Source organism: uncultured Thiothrix sp., from assembly GCF_937876535.1.
GTDB lineage: Bacteria > Pseudomonadota > Gammaproteobacteria > Thiotrichales > Thiotrichaceae > Thiolinea.
This window is the reverse complement of record NZ_CALFHZ010000008.1, coordinates 82990-101242: the sequence shown is the minus strand read 5'-3', so window position 1 is coordinate 101242 and position 18253 is coordinate 82990. Positions and strand designations below refer to the sequence as shown.

The 18253-nt window shown below is 43.8% G+C and carries 20 protein-coding genes and 1 other RNA gene; 8 read left to right on the top strand and 13 right to left on the bottom strand.

From position 1 onward, the window contains the following. Positions 1–10: 10 nt before the first annotated feature. On the top strand, positions 11–784 hold the full coding sequence (locus tag Q0230_RS05090; RefSeq protein ID WP_298608735.1) for a hypothetical protein: 774 nt from the start codon (positions 11–13) through the stop codon (positions 782–784). Here Q0230_RS05090 and ftsX read toward each other — a convergent pair. From ftsX to ftsY, 3 genes are read right to left on the bottom strand one after another with little or no spacing between them, the layout of a single operon-like run. After that, on the bottom strand, positions 781–1770 hold the full coding sequence (gene ftsX, locus Q0230_RS05085; protein WP_298608734.1) for a permease-like cell division protein FtsX: 990 nt from the start codon (positions 1768–1770) through the stop codon (positions 781–783). The genes Q0230_RS05090 and ftsX overlap by 4 nt on opposite strands. Further along, positions 1771–2418, bottom strand: coding sequence for a cell division ATP-binding protein FtsE (gene ftsE / locus Q0230_RS05080; protein ID WP_298608838.1), 648 nt, complete (start codon positions 2416–2418; stop codon positions 1771–1773). Further along, positions 2411–3430: a signal recognition particle-docking protein FtsY gene (ftsY, locus tag Q0230_RS05075; RefSeq protein WP_298608733.1), complete on the bottom strand. Its 1020-nt coding sequence runs from the start codon at positions 3428–3430 to the stop codon at positions 2411–2413. The genes ftsE and ftsY overlap by 8 nt, the downstream gene beginning before the upstream one ends. A gap of 47 nt (positions 3431–3477) precedes the next feature. Between ftsY and rsmD the strand changes: the two genes are divergently transcribed. Continuing rightward, complete coding sequence (gene rsmD, locus Q0230_RS05070; RefSeq protein WP_298608732.1) at positions 3478–4089, top strand: 16S rRNA (guanine(966)-N(2))-methyltransferase RsmD; 612 nt, start codon at positions 3478–3480, stop codon at positions 4087–4089. 64 nt (positions 4090–4153) lie between these two features. Next, on the top strand, positions 4154–5320 hold the full coding sequence (locus tag Q0230_RS05065) for a fatty acid desaturase (RefSeq protein ID WP_298608731.1): 1167 nt from the start codon (positions 4154–4156) through the stop codon (positions 5318–5320). A gap of 97 nt (positions 5321–5417) precedes the next feature. Here the strand turns inward: Q0230_RS05065 and Q0230_RS05060 are convergent, their stop codons facing one another. The 9 genes from Q0230_RS05060 to rpsF all read right to left on the bottom strand — a co-directional run bounded on the left by Q0230_RS05060 (position 5418) and on the right by rpsF (position 12736). Then, positions 5418–5909 carry a hypothetical protein gene (locus Q0230_RS05060; RefSeq protein WP_298608730.1) on the bottom strand — a complete coding sequence of 164 codons (492 nt, stop codon included), beginning with the start codon at positions 5907–5909 and terminating at the stop codon, positions 5418–5420. Between the two features lie 181 nt (positions 5910–6090). Further along, positions 6091–6780 (bottom strand): response regulator, encoded by a 690-nt coding sequence (locus Q0230_RS05055; protein WP_298608729.1) that lies wholly within the window; start codon positions 6778–6780, stop codon positions 6091–6093. 4 nt (positions 6781–6784) lie between these two features. Continuing rightward, entirely contained in the window at positions 6785–8215 is a 1431-nt protein-coding gene (locus Q0230_RS05050) for an ATP-binding protein (RefSeq protein ID WP_298608728.1), read from the bottom strand. 35 nt (positions 8216–8250) lie between these two features. Further along, positions 8251–9030, bottom strand: a complete 780-nt coding sequence (locus Q0230_RS05045) for a hypothetical protein (RefSeq protein WP_298608727.1) — start codon at positions 9028–9030, stop codon at positions 8251–8253. Positions 9031–9161: 131 nt separating this feature from the next. Further along, positions 9162–10529, bottom strand: coding sequence for a replicative DNA helicase (gene dnaB, locus Q0230_RS05040; protein ID WP_298608726.1), 1368 nt, complete (start codon positions 10527–10529; stop codon positions 9162–9164). Positions 10530–10630: 101 nt separating this feature from the next. After that, complete coding sequence (gene rplI / locus Q0230_RS05035) at positions 10631–11086, bottom strand: 50S ribosomal protein L9 (protein WP_298608725.1); 456 nt, start codon at positions 11084–11086, stop codon at positions 10631–10633. A gap of 58 nt (positions 11087–11144) precedes the next feature. Continuing rightward, positions 11145–12038 (bottom strand): hypothetical protein, encoded by an 894-nt coding sequence (locus Q0230_RS05030; protein WP_298608724.1) that lies wholly within the window; start codon positions 12036–12038, stop codon positions 11145–11147. Positions 12039–12092: 54 nt separating this feature from the next. Further along, positions 12093–12320, bottom strand: a complete 228-nt coding sequence (gene rpsR, locus Q0230_RS05025) for a 30S ribosomal protein S18 (RefSeq protein WP_078924317.1) — start codon at positions 12318–12320, stop codon at positions 12093–12095. 17 nt (positions 12321–12337) lie between these two features. Beyond that, positions 12338–12736, bottom strand: coding sequence for a 30S ribosomal protein S6 (gene rpsF, locus Q0230_RS05020; RefSeq protein ID WP_298608723.1), 399 nt, complete (start codon positions 12734–12736; stop codon positions 12338–12340). A gap of 259 nt (positions 12737–12995) precedes the next feature. On the opposite strand from rpsF, the gene Q0230_RS05015 reads away from it, so the two are divergent. From Q0230_RS05015 to Q0230_RS05005, 3 genes are all read left to right on the top strand, one after another. Then, complete coding sequence (locus Q0230_RS05015; protein WP_298608722.1) at positions 12996–14225, top strand: serine/threonine-protein kinase; 1230 nt, start codon at positions 12996–12998, stop codon at positions 14223–14225. 129 nt (positions 14226–14354) lie between these two features. Further along, the gene (xrtH, locus tag Q0230_RS05010) at positions 14355–14864 is read left to right on the top strand and encodes an exosortase H (protein WP_298608721.1); all 510 of its coding nucleotides are present in this window, start codon (positions 14355–14357) and stop codon (positions 14862–14864) included. Then, positions 14861–15472 carry an exosortase H-associated membrane protein gene (locus Q0230_RS05005; RefSeq protein ID WP_298608719.1) on the top strand — a complete coding sequence of 204 codons (612 nt, stop codon included), beginning with the start codon at positions 14861–14863 and terminating at the stop codon, positions 15470–15472. Before xrtH ends, Q0230_RS05005 begins: the two co-directional genes overlap by 4 nt. 11 nt (positions 15473–15483) lie before the next feature. Here Q0230_RS05005 and Q0230_RS05000 read toward each other — a convergent pair whose 3' ends face one another. After that, positions 15484–16464, bottom strand: a complete 981-nt coding sequence (locus Q0230_RS05000; protein ID WP_298608718.1) for a hypothetical protein — start codon at positions 16462–16464, stop codon at positions 15484–15486. A gap of 181 nt (positions 16465–16645) precedes the next feature. Here Q0230_RS05000 and Q0230_RS04995 point away from each other — a divergent pair, with 181 nt between their 5' ends. Further along, a complete protein-coding gene (locus Q0230_RS04995; protein ID WP_298608717.1) occupies positions 16646–17578 on the top strand; it encodes a hypothetical protein in 933 nt (310 codons plus the stop codon). Positions 17579–17626: 48 nt separating this feature from the next. Then, positions 17627–17991, top strand: an RNA gene (rnpB, locus tag Q0230_RS04990) — RNase P RNA component class A. The last annotated feature ends 262 nt before the right edge of the window (positions 17992–18253 follow it).

Genomic DNA, 18253 nt, shown 5'->3' with positions numbered 1-18253 from the left:
GATTCATTTGATGAAAAACTCTCAAATTCTTTTATCAACTAGCAGTTTTGCTTGGCTGATAGCGATTGCTTCGCCTAGTTCAGCAGCAACTTGGAGTAATAATCCAGCAGGATTTGCGGGTAACCCTTGGTTTTCTGGTTTCTCACCCTGGAGTATGGGCGCAAATCCTTGGTCGACGGGTTTCTCACCTTGGAGTATGGGTACTAATCCGTGGTCTTCAGGCTTTTCGCCTTGGGCGATGGGGAGTAATCCTTGGTCAACTGGCTTTGCGCCTTGGGGCGGAAATAGCTGGAATTCTGCGTTTATGCCTTGGAGTTCTGGCAATAGTTGGGGGAGTTCATGGGGAAATAATGCGTGGATGCCGTGGTCGAGTGGTTCTAATTTCTTTGGGCGGCGCAATAATAATGACTGGGTGGCCAGTATGTTTTTAATGAACTCACTCAATAGCCAACAGCCTTGGAGTACAGGGATACCCAACTATAACTATCAAGCACCTAATTGGCAGCAAGCACCTATGCAAGCTGCGCCTAATGCTTTTTACCCACAACAACCCGCGATGCTGCCGAATAATGCTGTAATAACCCCCACCACAGATCAAGCAGTGCAGCCTACTGAGTCAACCAAGTTTCCAGCTGGCAACTCGAGTTTTAGTCCCTTCTTAGAGGCTAAGCCATCCACCATTAATCCAGCACCGATCACTCATCCTACACAACCACAACCGAACGTGCCTAAATCTGACCCTACTGGCAAAACCTTGGTCTTTCCAGATGGTAGTCGCTTTTAGTCGTTAATGACTTCGCTTTCCCAGAGATAGCGATTCACGGCTAACCAGGCACCAACTAAGCCTAAACCAGCGCTGACGGTTAACACTTCTAAAGTAGTGGTGAGGTCAATGCCGCCTAAATTGAAATCACTCCCATAAAGCATGGAAAGTTTATTGACGGGGTCGACCAAAAACAGTAAGGCGATATTCACGACTAATAGACTAAGGAAGCCGCCAAATAAGCCTAGCCATAAACCGCCATATAAAAAAGGGCGACGAATATAACGGTTCGTTGCGCCAATTAAGCGCGTGACGCGGATTTCATCTTTGCGATTTTCAATATCAAGACGGATTGTATTACCAACCACTAACAGTACTGTAGTGGCTAATAGCGCTGCCACGACGGCCACTATGCGTTCTGCGATTTGCAGAATGGCACGTAGGCGTTGAATCCATTCAATATCGATTTGTACATCTTCAACTTCTTTATAGGTCTTTAAGCGTTTACTGAAGTCTTCCAAATCAGCATCGGTGACCCCTAAATCATTCATTTTAGGGGTAATCACGACAATATTGGGTAGGGGGTTTTCGCCCAAGGTTTTTAATGTGTCGGCAAGACCTGAAATTTTATTAAAATCTTGTAGTGCTTGATCGCGGGTGACCACTGTAGTGCTTAACACTTCAGGCTGACTTTTGACCAGCTCCGCCAAGTCATTCGCTTGTTGCTCAGTCACTTTGGGCTTTAGAAATAGAGAGATAGTTGGCACAGACTGGTTGTTATGCGTCAGACTTTGCAGATTTTTAACCAAAACATGCATGCTTGTTGGCAAGGACAACGCCAAAGCAATCGCAATTAAAGTGATCCAAGCAGAAATTGGATTAAACCATAAGCGTTTCAGGCTGAAGTCAATCGCTTGTTTTTGCTGATTGAGCCAGACTCTGGATTTGCGCCCAAAATTATTTGAAGTAGCAGGGCGTGGCTTTGCAAGTGGTCTTTTTTCAGTCATTTAAAGCTCCACTCGCTGTAAGACAAGAATGCGTTTCTTCATGCGCTCGACTAGACCATGATCGTGGCTAGCAATTAAGACGGTGACACCAATGTCATTAAATTGCGCAAAGGTATGCATAATGTCTTGCGCTAATTCGGGGTCTAAATTCCCAGTTGGCTCATCTGCTAAGATCATGGTGGGGCGATTGACTACTGCACGGGCAATCCCCACGCGCTGGCGCTCACCAGCTGACAGCATGAGCGGGTAACTTTTGGTTTTTTTCCCTAAACCAACTTTATCTAAAGCGGCATTAACGCGGCGCGTAATATCCGTAGCAGGCATGCCGGAAATTAATAAGGGCATAGCGACATTATCAAACACATTTCGGTCATAGAGTAGATGTGGATCTTGGAAGATAAAACCAATGCGTCGCCGATAATTAGGAATTTGCCGAGCTTGCAAATGCGATAAAGGTGTACCATCGATCAGTACATCGCCTTTGCTTGGATTTTCCAGCAAAGCGATTAATTTAAGAAGCGTACTTTTGCCAGCACCTGAATTGCCAGTGATGAAAATCATCTCTCCGGCATGAATTGTCAAATTGACATTGTAGAGTGCAAGCTGACCCGTCGGGTAGCGCTTATGTACCTGCCGGAATTCAATGATCGTTTTGGTTGTCATCGCCGCCCGCTAGTAATGCGCTAGTAAATTCGTAAGCATCAAACTCTTGTAAATCGTCAATCGTTTCGCCAACCCCAATGAAGCGTACTGGAATTTTCAGTTGCTCAGCAATCGCAAATAAAATCCCGCCTTTAGCCGTACCATCCAGCTTAGTGACCGTAATCCCAGTGACACCTAAGGCCTCATTAAATTGACGGGCTTGAATTAACGCATTTTGCCCAATACTTGCATCAACAATCAGCATAATTTCATGCGGTGCGGATTCATCCAGCTTTTGCATCACCCGCTTTACTTTTTTCAGCTCTTCCATCAAATTAGTTTGCGTGTGTAAGCGTCCAGCCGTATCGGCCAGTAGGACATCAATACCGCGTGCTTTAGCCGATTGCATCGCATCATAGATGACGGAAGCTGAATCTGAGCCACTGCCTTGAGCAATCACTGGAATACCATTGCGTTCGCCCCAAATAGTGAGTTGCTCAACAGCGGCAGCACGGAAAGTATCGCCTGCTGCCAGCATGACGGACTTACCTTGTTGCTGGAATTTTTTGGCAAGTTTACCAATCGTAGTGGTTTTGCCAGCGCCATTAATTCCGACCATCAATAGCACAAAGGGTTTATGGCTGCTGTCAATGGTTAAAGGCTGGGCTGCAGGGCGAAGAATACGATGCATTTTGTTATACAAAGCCTGCATCAAGGCATCCATATCGTCTAATTCTTGGCGACTTACCCGTTGATTTAAGTCACTCATAATTTCCTGAGTAGCTTCCATCCCGACATCGGCCATTAAGAGGCGAGTTTCTAGTTCTTCAAGAACTTCATCGTCGACTTTTTTCTTACCCTTGACGATGACATCCATGCCAGCGGTAATGGTATTGCCGGTTTTGAATAAGCCTTGGCGTAGGCGTTCAAATAAGCCGAGCTTCTTGGGTTGAGCGAGTACGGCATCAGGGGAGATGTCTTCTGCTTCCTGCTTTTTTTTCTTTCCAAATCCAAACATCGTACAATCACCTACACCAAAATTTTTATCTATGAGCACTCTGCTAAATGCCCCGCATACTATCATCAGCTAGCCCAAATCGTAATAGTTCTCAGGCAAACAGAGTCAAAGCCAATCAATTACGTATTATAGGCGGACAATGGCGTAGTCGTCGCCTTCCTATAGCCGATGTAGCTGGTCTAAGACCAACCCCCGATCGGGTGCGCGAAACTTTATTTAATTGGTTGACATCAGTAATAGGGGGCGCGCGCTGCTTAGATTTATTTGCAGGTAGCGGTGCTTTGGGGTTTGAGGCTTTATCGCGTGAAGCCGCTAAAGTGGTCTTTGTTGAGCAAGATACGCGTGCGTTCAAACAATTACAGGCCAATGTGGATACCTTGGGGGCAAGCCACGCACAATTAATTCATGCTGATGCTTTCAGTTATTTAGCGCGTGAAACAGTAAGTTTCGACGTGATTTTTCTGGATCCGCCTTTTCGTTTAGCCTTACCTGAAAAGTCTTTAGCTCAGCTGTTAGAGCGGCAACTCATCAGTAGTGAAACCTTGATTTACTTGGAGCATGAAGCTGAGTACCAGCTTGATTTTGCACGTTGGGGCTTAGCGATTCATCGGCAAACTAAAGCAGGTCAGGTGATGAGTTTTTTGTTGAAAAAAGTATAATTAAGTAGCTAATTAAATTAGTTAATCTTTTAGGCTTAAGTGTTGTAGGTAGAGGAGAGATTTCATGGGCTTATGGTCTGAGTTAGCCGTTTGGCAATTAGTAGCGATTGCCTTGGGGCTAACGCATATCACTATTATTGCGGTGACCGTTTTTTTGCACCGTTCACAAACGCATCGTGCCGTCGATTTAGGTGTTGTGCCCTTCCACTTTTTCCGTTTCTGGCTATGGCTCACCACAGGAATGATCACTCGCGAGTGGGTCGCGATTCATCGTAAGCATCATGCGAAATGCGAAACTGAAGATGATCCACACAGCCCGCAACATAAAGGTTTGCAGACCGTGTTGTGGCTAGGTGCTTTTTTGTATCGCCGCGAATCCTTAAATCAAGACACTTTGAATCTGTATGGACGTGGTACTCCTGATGATTGGTTAGAGCGCAAGGTGTATACGCCGTTGCCTTGGCTAGGAGTGCTCTGCATGTTGCTGATTGATTTAGCGCTATTTGGTTTTGCAGGCTTAGCCATTTGGCTGGTACAAATGTTATGGATTCCGTTTTGGGCGGCTGGAGTAATTAATGGTCTGGCACATTTTTGGGGTTATCGTAATTGGCAGACCGACGATGCTTCTACCAATATTTCACCCTTAGGCATCATTATTGGTGGCGAAGAGTTACATAATAATCACCATGCTTTTGCAGCTTCGGCGCGCTTATCGAGTAAATGGTATGAATTCGACATTGGCTGGATGTACATCCGCTTACTAGAAATCGCTGGTATGGCCAAAGTACGCAATGTAGCACCGCGCTTAACCGTGAATCTGACCAAGCAAGTCGTCGATTTGGATACTGTATCAGCTGTGTTGGGGAATCGGGTGCAAGTCTTATCGAATTTTGCACGCCAAGTGACTAAGCCTGTGGTCAATGCTGAGTTATGCCAAGATAAACCAGCCTGCCGTCAACAAAAGCGCCTGATGCAACGCTTGCTGAGTCAATCTAAACCTTTAGATCAAATGGCTAAAGCAGATTTACAGCAGTTAGTAGCAGGTAACCAATCTTTAGAAACGGTATATCAATTCCAACAGCGCTTATTGCAATTATGGGAACGTACTGCCCAGTCTCAAGAAGCTCGCTTGGAAGCGGTGCAAGAGTGGATCACACATGCAGAAAAAACAGGGGTAGTCGCTTTAGCACAGTTTGCCCAACGGTTACGTGGTTATTCGATAACAGCTTAAGTGCTTGAAAGCAGTGTGAGTAAAAAAAACCGGATCCTAGGATCCGGCTGATAAGAGGTCAATGCAATGTAGAGTTATTATATAAGATTAAATAGATTTATTCAGCTGGTTTATTACCCCAATCACCATGATCGCCGCCATGCCCACCGCGATGATGACCACCATGACGACCTTTGCCTTCCGGACCACCTTCCATACCAAAACCTCTGCGATCATCACGGAAAGATTTCAGTTTAGTGGCTTGCTCTGGAGTCAAGACGCCAGTAATCCGTGTTTCAGTTTCAGTGCGTAAAGCTTCACGTTTAGCCTGTTGCTCAGTCAATATCGTTTTTAACTGGGTTGCTTGATCATCGGTTAGATTTAAGCTTTCTTTCATGCGGCTGACACGCTTATCAATATGCTCGGCCATTTTGGCATCACGTTGTGCTTGAGTATCAGCAGCATTAGCTTGTGCAGGTGCAGCAGTCGTTGCTGGAGTAGTAGTGGTTGCAGCAACAGGGGCAGGCACTGGATCTTCAGCAAATACGCTACTAACCGCGCCTAAACCTAAAGCACTAACTAAAGCTAAGGTTAAAATTGACTTTTTCATTCTAAATATCTCCAAAAATTATTTATAAGTTCCTGTGTGTTTTAACTGACTTAAGCGGTCTTCCCTAACCTAAGTTTGTTCTGGTGTGGAAGTTGTCTCGCTTCCATGTGAGGCAGAATACTCAGGAATTACGGACTAAGTTTGAGCTAATCATGGAGAGATCTAGGAGAATGAACTGCTTTTAAGGCTCGAATTTATAACCTACTGAATACACAGAATGGATCAATTCGCGCTCTGAGTTCAGCTCATTAATCTTTTTGCGCAGCTTTTTAATATGACTATCGATAGTGCGATCACTGACAATTCGATTATCCGGATAAACCCGCTCCATTAGCTGCTGGCGACTAAAAATTCGCCCTGGATAGGATTGTAAAGTTTCTAATAATTCGAATTCGACTAAGGTCAAAATGACTTGTTGGTCACCGAATTGTACGCATAGACGTTCACGATCCAGTTGAATGCTGGTGTGGCCAAGAACTGCGCCATTTTGCTGATTATTAGTAGGTAGTGTTGTGCGGCGCAAAACGGCTTTAACACGAGCAAGCACTTCACGTGGACTAAAAGGTTTGCAGATATAATCATCAGCACCCAACTCTAAGCCTAGTAAGCGATCAATTTCCTCAGCGCGGGCAGTGAGCATAATAATGGGAGGTTGGGGAGCGCGTTGGCGCAGTTCCTTGCAAATATCCAAGCCATCTTTGCCAGGCAACATTAAATCTAATAGTACTAGCTCGACTTGATTATGTTGTAACCAAGTGCTTGCTGCATTGCCGTCGGCGATCCAATGAGTTTTATAGCCAGAGTTTTCCAGATATTTTTTTAAAAGTTCGGCAATTTTAGGTTCATCTTCTACGATTAACACCGGAAACATGGCTTTAGCCTCGATTAGCTTTTTTCGTTAAGGTCTTCAGCGGTAGTTGGATAGTGATTTGCAAGCCACCCAAGGGCGAATGATCGGCTTGCATACTACCACTATGTGCTTCCACAATATTATGGCAGATGCTCAAGCCAATACCTGCTCCCCCAGTTAAGCGATTGCGCGAATTTTCTACACGAAATAATCGCTCGAATAGGTGAGGCAGGGCTTCATTAGGGACACTGGGGGCAGTATCGCAAAAGCTTATTTCTGCTACTTGCCCCTGTGTTTTGAGTTCAACCTGCAATTGGCCAGGTGAGTCGGTATAGCGTAGAGTGTTTTTGAGTAGATTATGAAAGAGTTGTTGTAAGCGTTGTTCATCTGCTTGTATCAAGGCTTGCTGATCGGTCGGCAGTTGCTGTGCTAGTCTTAAGCCAGCTTCTTGGAAACTGTGCTCAAATTGACTCAGGCTATCCTTCAGCACTTTGATCAAATCAACTTCAGTTTTGTGATAACTCAAAGCGCCGCTATCCGACATCGATAGGGTATATAAGTCCTCCACTAAACGCTGTAAATGGAGAGCCTCTTGGTGTAAAGAGTGGATAGTCGGCTCATCAGCTGGATTAATCCCATCTTGGATCGCTTCAATTTCACCACGCAAAATCGATAAAGGGGTACGTAACTCGTGGGCAATATCCTGAATCCATTGTCGCCGTGCTTGTTCATTTTGCTGTAAACGCTGTGCGAGCTGATTAAAGTCTGAGCTAAGCTGGCCTAATTCATCACCACCGACTTCTGCAATTCGTGTTGTATAGTTTCCATCCGCTAATTCGCTAGTACTATGGCGTAAGCGTTGAATGGGGCGAACTAATTGACGGGCTAATAAGAAGGCCACCAACATACTGCCCAATAAAGTCATGAGCGCTATAATGAACAAAGTCTTGTTTTGTTTTTCTAAGAATTTGGCATCTTCGCTACTTTCGTTAAAGCCAGTGCGTTGATACAAACCTAAATAGCCAACTACTTGTTGATTCCACTCCAGTTTATATTCTAAATCTGGTGGATCTTTTAGTTGAATACCTTGTACTAATTGATGTGCTGCATCTAATAAGACCGTACGGCGGCGGACATCGAATTGAGTGAGACGATTAATGGAGGGAGCAGGGGGGAGATCATTGGTTTCAAGCTCAGTTTGCTCGCGCAGTGAGCGTTGTAATAAAAACCATTGGCGTCGATCTTTTTTGAGTTTGTCCCAAGTACCCTGTTTTGCATAATAAGTAATTAGAGTGGTTTTTAGCTGTTGTAAATGCTCGGTTTCTTGCTGGCGAACAAACTCCAAATAGGTATATCTAAATTGGAAATGAACAAAACTTAAAGCAGCGGTGACTGCTATTGAACAGGCTAGGAGGATCGCAATAAAAAGTTTAGTTCGAATACTGAAGCTAGGCATGTCTTCAAAGTACTCACTGTGTCTAGCTGAGTCAATTACTCCCCATAAGCAATTTCAAGCCAAATATGCCCATTCTTGCCAGATTGCTTTACATTCAAGACTTGAATGCTCGAACCTTCAGCTAAGTAGCCGATACTCTCTGCTAAATTAGCGCTAGCAGTGCTCATGCGTTGACTAGGTGGCGCAGAGCGTACTTTAGCACCCCAGGTTAGTTTATAGCTGTGATTAGGTTCGGGTAAGGTCGTGGAGTCTATATCTAATCCCAGCAAACTCCATTTTCCATTTTGAAACTGGCCAGCATAGAGCCACGCAGATTTATATTTTAGGGGCTGTTGTGCTGGATTAGTGCTTGTTAATAAACCTTGGACAGTGAGAGCAGCAGGCGCAGTCGTTTTAGGTAAAGTATTGGGTTGGTTGGCTACTAAACTAGCCAAAGGTAAAAGAGCTTGTGGCGTAATAGCAGCCTGCTCTAAATATTCTTGGCTATCTGCTAAGATAGCTGGCAAACGTAAGTGAGTCGTTGCAATTGTTTGGTTTGGCTTGACGGGCTTTTCAGTATTTGTATTCGGCATCTCTAAAGCAATAATTTGCCGCTCAGTCTTAATTGATGGAATTTGAATAGCTTTTACTGGATTAGAGTTAGTAGCGGAAGTTGCGGCTAAGTCTTGTCCAGCTAATTGTGCTGTAGTTAATAAACTTGGATTTGCAAATACTGAGGAACGAGTTAATAACCAACCGAGAATTAAACTACTGAGTAATAAGGTAAATAAAAGTGTCGCTAGCAACCAGTTAGCATACTTTGAGGGTTCATACATCGCGTCCAAGCCATCCTTGCTGCAATTTGATTGAAAATTAATCAGATTAAAAATAGCACATCTTTCCTTGACGTGCGTACAAATTAATCTAGCTTAAGATGGAGAAGATAGTGAGAAATAATAGGAGATTTTTACTCAAAGCCTTGGGTATACACTTCAGGTGTATAATTTTCAAAGCGCGTGTATTTGCCTAAGAAAGTCAGGCGGCAAGTACCGATAGGGCCATTCCGTTGTTTAGCAATGATAATTTCAGCAGAACCTTTTTCTGCAGAATCAGGATGATAAACTTCATCCCGATACACAAACATAATCACATCGGCGTCTTGCTCAATTGCCCCTGATTCACGCAAGTCTGACATGACCGGGCGTTTATTCGGACGTTGTTCCAAACTACGGTTAAGCTGGGAAAGGACAACAATGGGCGTACTTAATTCTTTTGCTAACGCTTTAAGGGAACGTGAAATTTCCGAAACTTCATTGGTACGGTTTTCACTTTTGCCATTGCCTTGCATCAATTGCAGATAGTCGAGGACAATCAGTCCTAATTGACCATGTTCGCGTACTAAACGACGGGAGCGGGCGCGTACTTCATTTGGAGAAAGTGCGGGGCTATCATCAATGAACATCGGTACATCTGCGAAAATCTTCACCGCAGTTGCAATGCGTGGCCAATCTTCATCCATCAGTTGACCAGTACGTAAGCGATGTTGGTCCACTCGCCCCATTGAGGATAAGAGACGTAAGGTCAATTGCTCGGCAGGCATCTCCATACTAAATACCGCAACGGGTAACTTTTTGTGCGCAGCTGCATATTCAGCAATATTCATGGAGAAGGTAGTTTTGCCCATTGAAGGACGACCCGCAACAATGACTAAATCGCCTTTTTGTAGACCAGAGGTCATTTCATCTAAATCGGTATAACCGGTCGAGACCCCTGTAATAGTCGAATTTAGTTTACTCAGTACTTCAATGTTTTCTAGAGTGGCTTTCATTAAAGACTTGAGATCACGGAAGGATTTAGTATTGCGAGCCCCTTGTTCAGCAATTTCAAAGACTTTACGTTCTGCTTGATCAAGCAATTCGCGGCTATCACGGCCTTCAGTGTTATAGCCTGAATCCGCGATTTCAGTGCCCACACTAATCAATTGGCGCAGAATTGATTTCTCGCGCACGATGTCAGCATAAGCATTGATATTAGCAGCACTCGGCGTGTCTTTAGCCATGGTAGCTAAATACGCCAAGCCACCCGCATCTTCTAATGAACGATTTTCCTTAAGCCATTCACTTAAAGTAATTACATCCAGCGGCTTTTGTTGGCTAGCTAAATAAGCAATCGCACGGAAGATCAAGCGGTGATCCTGCCGGTAGAAATCAGTCTCAGATAGTTTGTCGCCAATAACCATCCAAGCTTCATTATCCAGCATTAAACCGCCCAACACGGACTGCTCTGCTTCAATTGAATGCGGAGGAATTTTAAGTGATTCGTATGTGTCTGCCATAACTAGCAGTTTACAGGAAGTAGGGGAAAAAGAGCGGAGGCTCGCCTAGAAAATTCATCAGGTAGCTATAAAACCACCTGATGATGAAACTAAGTTGCTGATTAATTAGCAGCTTCGTCTTCGATAATGACTTTTACGGTTGCATCAACATCCGTATATAAATGCAGGCCGACTTCGTATTCACCCAATAAGCGCAAGGGGCCTGCTGGCATACGAATTTCGCGACGTTCAACAGGAACACCTGCTGCATTGATTGCTTCAGCGATTTCAATGCTAGACACTGAGCCGAATAATTTGCCTTCGCCACCCGTCTTAGCTTTGATGGTTAAAACTAAGTCTTGTAATTGATCACGACGTGCTTCAGCAGCAGCATGTGCATCTTGTGCCGCTTTTTCTAATTCAGCACGACGCTGTTCGAATTCAGCGATATTGGCTTTAGTAGCCATTTTGGCGCGGCCGGTCGGAATCAGATAATTACGGCCATAGCCTGGACGTACATTAACCACGGTTCCGAGTGCACCGAGATTTTCAACTTTCTTTAGAAGTATGACTTCCATTGTTCTCACCTTAAAATGTAACTCAGGCTGAGCCTGAATAATCCATAAATACTTAAGTTTACTGTTTAGTTCTACGGGCTAAGTAGCCACGAAAATCTGCAAATGTATCGACCATTCCGAACACTGCTACTAAAAGCCCTGTTTGCACAGGTAATAGAGCTAAGGGAATATAAAGCGCTAATAGCCAAGTACGATGAGCCTTTAATTGTGCGCGTACACTGTGGATCAACGCGATGCCTTGGAATAAAAATAATCCAAGTCCCACAAAAATTAAGTCGATTAATAAGGCTGAACGGCTAACGAGGGCAAGCATAATAATCGCACTGAGGGCGAGGGCTACGAACTTATTCAGTCGTAAACCATACATTTCTTCCTTGAAACCACCCGGATTATACAAACTCGCTTGCCAATGGCGTGCTAGCATGAGCGATAGGGTAAAAGCTAAACTCATCGAGGCTGCAAACAGCCCAGTCATATGCTTAGCGATTTGGTTGAGTAAATCGTCCAATTTAATATCAACCAAGCGGGCTTGCAGTTGCTCAAAATCGACCAAAGCTTGTAGAGCATTTTTCCAGAAGCTGACTGGGTCAGCCACACTTAAATGAAAAAGCACTACTAGACCCGCTGCTAAACCAAAAATAATCTGCAGCAGTTTTGGCCAAGAGGCAGTTCGGGCTAAATAAATTGCCAAGGCTACAACCAATAGTGATTGCAGCAAACTTGAGAATAGGCTACCGAAGATATTGCCTTGTAATAAGAGCGCTACTAGCCCTAAACCCACACTGACCGCTAACGCAATCATTGCGCCCCGTTGCCAGCCCATGCGTAAGGTGACTAAACCTATGGCCGCATTACTCAGTAAACCTAAAAATGGCAGAAACATTGCGAGTAAAGCAACCACTAAGGCAAAACCAATCGCTTGAAGTGGCCCTGACATAATGAATGCAGCCATGCATGTCTCCTGCTCTTAACGAGTGACCGTGACGAGCACGGTCAAACACTAAAATTACTTGTGCTGATCGGTGTAAGGCATCAGCGCGAGGAAACGGGCGCGTTTAATCGCGGTAGCTAATTGGCGCTGATAAGGCGCTTTAGTCCCGGTAATACGGCTAGGTACAATTTTGCCTGTTTCAGTAATGAAGCCTTTTAAGGTATCAAGGTCTTTGTAATCGACTTCAGCAATGCCTTCGGCAGTGAAACGGCAGTATTTCTTACGGCGGAAAAAACGTGACATATTAATGATCCCTACAATTATTCGTCGTCAGCTTCATCAAGATCAGCATCATCCAATTCCACTTCTTCACGACGTGGTGGACGCTTGGTCTTACCTTCATTTTCTTTGCTTAAAGGTGAGGCTTCAGTGATAGGACCATCACGACGGATGGTGAGTGTACGCAGGATGGCATCATTGAAACGGAAAATACTTTCCAATTCATCTAAAGTTTTGCCATCACATTCAACATTCATCATCACATAATGTGCTTTGTGAATTTTATTGATTGGATAAGCCAATTGACGGCGACCCCAATCTTCTAAACGATGAATAGTACCTTGGTTTTCATTGATCAGCGTACGATAACGCTCGATCATCGCTGGAACTTGCTCGCTCTGATCCGGATGGACGAGGAAGACAATTTCATAATGACGCATGAAATCTCCTTTTGGATTAAACAGCCTCCTGCGAACAATTTAATGTGCAGTGAAGCAAGGATGCAGAATCAATACCCTATCCTGCTAGGGTTTCATAAAGGCGCGGAATTATGCGGTAAAGCGCAGTTGCTGTCAATTCAGTAGCCACCTTAAGCTTTCTCCTTTTGTAGGATTTATTGTGAAAAATCAATTTTCTTGACCTAAACTCACATAAAACCAAAAGTTCGAAATGCCAATTAACTATTGCGTGGAGTTTTAAGTGGATTATCAACTTTCCGCTGAAGCGGAACGAGTTGTCAGCAAGCCTTCCTTAACGTTTTTACTGGTTGAGAGTCAGTCACCCATACGCTTAGATCTTGAGCTCATGCTGCGCAAGCGTTTCCCTACAGCTTTCCTAGAGCGCTTATTTCCCGAAGCGGATGTCAATGCGCTCAAATGCTTAGTCTGGGAGGCTTACGATTTAGTCATTATTGCGACAGAAAAAATGACGTCTGAACTAAGTTGGTTACATGGTATTCAACGCACACGTGCTGGTTTGCCGATTGTGATTGTACTGACTGATGATCAAAATCGTGGGCGTGAGGCAGTTTGGGCGGGGGCAGATTTAAGTTTACCTTTGCAGGCTTCACCCAGTCAGTTGGCGACTCAGTTAGATAATTTGCTTGAAGTAGGACGAGCCTTACAACGTTACCCGATTAATTTACCGCAATGGCATTTTCAGGAACTCATTCATAACAGTGAAAACTCTGTTATTTTCTTAGCGGAAAATCGCCATCATCGCCAAGCGGTGATTAAGCGCTTTAAGTTTGATGTCAGTGGTGTGGAGAATCATGCGTTTGGTAGTTTTTTGCAGGATGCTAAATTACTGACTGCCTTGCAATATCCGGGGCTTGTACATCTTTTGGATGTGGGGGTGTCCTGCAATGCAGTGGTGATTATTATGGAGTATGTGCAAGGGCAAACCTTGCGAGCACTCCTGACTCAACATGCCCATCTACTTCTGACTGATTTAATTAGTTGGTTTAAGCAAATTACTGAGTCTCTTGGGGTGATTCATTCTTTGGGGATGCTGCATCGTGACCTAAAAGCCTCCAATATTGTTATGAATGATGACAGTACTCCAGTGCTGTTAGATTATGGAATCGAAAGTAGTGTGATGTTAAGCAGTGGTTTTTTGCAAGAAGACCAAATTTACTGCACGCCTTTCTATGTGAGTCCTGAACGGGTAGCGGGCGATCCAGCCAGCATTCAATCTGATTTATATGCCTTGGGTATTTTGCTCTATGAAATGTTAGTAGGTGAAAAACCTTATACTGGCTCAGATCTCGGGGAGGTCTTACAGAAGCAGCTGTTTGATCCTTTGCCACAGTTGCCTAAAAATTTAATAGCTTATCAGCCGCTTTTAAATCGTTTACTTGCTAAGTTACCGGAGCAGCGTCCAGCATCAGCAGAGGTCGTTTTGACTTGGTTTAGTGAGCAAGGGTTTTAGTTTGGAGCTAGAGCAATAAACTTAATCAATTAGCATTAAATCTTTATTTTATCGTTGCAGTGTTTTTGTTATAGTGTGCCTTAAAGTCTTTTAGTATTGCTGTTAGCTAATTTATAACAAAAAATCAATATGATACGCTTCCTTATGCTTTTTCTCATGGCTCAGGCTGTTTTATTCGGTTTGGAAATGCTTCAACCCGTGCAACAGCAAGTCATTCTTCCTTGGACCGCTTTAATCGCCGACATTAGTGGCTGGTTTATGTCCTTTTTCGATACCAATGTCATTGCTTCTGGCAAAGTCATCAGCCATAGCTTGAATGGATTTGCAGTTTCAATTGAGCCTGGCTGTAATGGTGTTGAAGCGATGATTGTGTTGCTGGCTGCGATTGCTGCATTCCCTGCGCCTTGGTTATATAAGTTAAAAGGTTTGGCTTGGGGCTTTGTGGCGATTCAAGGCATGAATCTATTACGTATTATTAGCCTATTTTACCTAGGACAATGGAGTCGTGAGCTGTTTGACTGGGCGCATTTATATATTTGGCAAGCTTTAATTATGTTAGACGCGCTCGTTGTTTTCCTTATTTGGATTCGTTATTTGCCTTTAGAAGATCAACAACTGATAGAGCAGCAACCAGTATGAAACAACGCCCCATCCAAAGTTTTATGCTCGGCGTACTTGTATTGCTACCTATGACTTTTGTGATTTGGTATTGGACAGCTGTCGTGCATTTAGCGCCTTTAACTTGGTTAACCGAGCAACTATTACAACTCACTTTTCCCCACTCAGTACTATGGTTGAAATTGGATGGTAGTACTTTGGTGTTGGCTTCAAACTTTGGAATGGATGCGAGTGGGACGATTGTTTCCCCTCCAGTTTCAGATGATTTAATGGGTTTTCATTTGAATCCACTCATTTATACCTTTAGCTTGCCTTTATTGTTTGCTTTGATTCTGGCCACACCTGCTAGCCATAAATGGCAGCAATTGTTATGGGCAAGTTTCATTTGGCTACCTATGGCTGTTTTCAGCATGTTTTTTAGTGTTTTGAAGGTGTTGTGTTTTGATGTAGGAGCCGCCTTTCAACAGCAGCAAGCTTTGAGTGCTTGGAGTTTGGATGTGATTGCCTTGGCTTATCAAACGGGCACTTTAATCTTGCCAATGATTGCGCCCTTAGTTATTTGGATGGCTTTGAATCGAGGTTTTTTACTGAGTTTAGCGCCACAATTACAACGAATCTTGGCGCATTAACGGCTGAAACCTTATTCAGGTGTGCGCTTACGTTTCCAGTTCTGTAAATCAACTACTTTACCGCTATCAGCAAGGTCTTTTCCGTCACCTGCTGGCGCTCTATGACCGCTGCCCAATAGCACTGAAGGGTTGCCTTCTAAAAATTCACGCATTAGGCGGAGTTTTAGGCTATTTGGAAAGCGGCTGGCGGTTTCATGGTTTTCTAAAGCTTCCGATTCTTCTTCCGTGAGAGAATTTACTAGTACTTTCCAACGTTGATCGAGTAATTCTTTTAGTGGCTGGCTGTCGCCCTCTAGTTGTGTTTGGACTTCCTCGGGTAAAGACTCAAGATAAGCATCTAGATTTTCAAATGCTTCTTCATGCTGGGCTTCGTCTAAAGTATCGAGTAAATCCTGCAACCATTGTTTTTCTGTTTCCAACGCAAAAGCATCATGTTGATGCGTGGGGCGGCCATTTTTAATCATCTCATTGGTCTGGCCGTATTTTTGCCAGAGCATATTTAAGCGGGGGGCATAACTTGCCAATTCGAGTAGAGGGTTTTTAGGCTCGTCTTTAGGGCTAGAGTCAGGTAAAGAGAAAATAGTGGGTGCTAAGTCTTGGCCCAGTTGACTCGCTTGATAGAGTGCGCTGACATATTGGAAGGCATCGAAAGAGAAAGTAATGATATTCTCTTCATATTCTTCTGGATCTTCTTCTAACTCAATATTTAGAAAAGGCTCGTAATGTTCATAAACCACATCCCAGAGAATTTTGCCGTCACGATGTTTAACAAATACCGCTGATTCAATTTGAAAACGTGGATTATCGGGTGAAGCAGTCACCATCCAGTAATCGCCAGTCGTTTGGGCGCTAGCGATCAAGAGACCGATGTCAATAAAATCCATCGGTACTATGAAAATTTGTGCTGGGCTACTGTAGTTATCTTGAACACTGAGGTAAGCGTTTGGTAAGCCACCTTCCAGCACTAAAGTTATCGAAAGGCTTTGATCCATCGGCTAAGTATACCAGATTTACTGTAGCTGCTAGCTGGATTTTATAAAAGGTAGCTGTGGAACTAAGCTAGTTCTGTTTCTTTCATAGCGGCTAACTGAGAAAATAGTCTATGCTTGGCACGGTGCGAGGCTAATTCTTACCCTAGGCGTTGGCTCTATAGTTAATCAATAAGGATTTTTGATGGTTAAGTGGATAATCAGTCGTGTCACTGATCTCTTAATTGCTTTAATACTCATGACTTTGATTCTGGCTGGGTTATTGACTCAACCACTCTTTCTTTGGTCAAAGCCTACTGCTTCCCAGTTAGGGATTGAGCGTAGTGCATTAGAGCAGGATTTACGCGCCCTATTAGCAATTCCCGCTAGCTATGATGCGCAAAATCGATTTGAGGGCACAGCACAAGAGCTGATTAAGCGTCTCTCTGAAGTGGGTTCGGTTGAGCAAAATGATCGGACTGATGGGCAAAAGGTTTTGCGGCTACGTGTCGGTAATCCGGATGCGCAAAAACTTTATGTAGTTCTGCATTATGTAGTCACAGAAAAACCAATTTTAGAAATCGCTGAAACCACCTTAAGCTTAATTGAGTTGGCTAAAGCGGTTAGCAAAGATGAAGATACCACGGCCTTACAGCTGAACTTAACGATCTTTTTGCATCGCCCTGAGCAATTAGAGAAAAGCCTATACCAAGTCAGTTTGTCGCATGCGGATCAGTTAGTTCAAGGCAAAGCATCCACTGATGCACCGATTTTTATCTTTATGCCAGGTTTACGTTTACCTGAAGCGGCTTATTTTTCTGAGCAATGGCGTTATTTTAGTTTGCTGATGCCCGGTGGGGAAAATGATTTAGCCCTGTATGGGCGCTTAAATGATGTGTTCTTATTGCGTAAACTCAAGGCTGATCTATATCAAGCAGGCTTAAGTGATTTAGCTTCAATGAGTATTCCAGTCAACTTTCCAAATACGCGGCCAGCGCCGTTAAAAGCTTATTGGGACAATCGGTTAGCGGCTATGTTAGTGCGACCTAATATCTTATTACATGACAAAAATTATGCAGGGCATGTGCGCTTTATTTCAGCTTTACATACCCTAGTAAAAAAGGGTTATGAAAGATAAAAGGCTTAGTTTAAAGACAAAGCTTTGGTTTTTTGCTATAAACGCTGACTAGCCGATTGGACAATCGCTGCTGAACTCGATGTAAATCTAGTTTGGGGGAGGAAAGTCCGGGCTCCATAGGGCAAGATGCCAGGTAACGCCTGGGCGGCGCAAGTCGACGGAAAGTGCCACAGAAAATATACCGCCTAAGCTATTTAACTAGATTAGGTAAGGGTGAAATGGTGCGGTAAGAGCGCACCGCGTCATTGGTAACAGTGTACGGCAGGGCAAACCCCATCTGGAGCAAGACCAAATAGGAATGCATTGGCGCGGCCCGCGTTGCATTCGGGTAGGTTGCTTGAGATCTATGGTGACGTAGATCCTAGATGAATGATTGTCCACGACAGAACCCGGCTTATAGATCGGCTATTTTCTTTATAAGTCTATCAACTTTATTTTGTTGATTTTATTGCTAGGTATTTTCTTTAAATCCTCTTAAGCCTCCTTAATATCTCCAAAACTTCTGTAAATATTCTGCAAACTGTTTGCTTTTTAAGCTTCTGTACAGCCCGTTGATTGACAGTATGGAACATACTTCCTATCATTTGAGCAGTGGTGGAAAAAAGTGGAATAAAGTGGGATAAACTTTATTCTACAAAATAAGCTATCAAATATACCTAAAGCCCTGAGTGACAG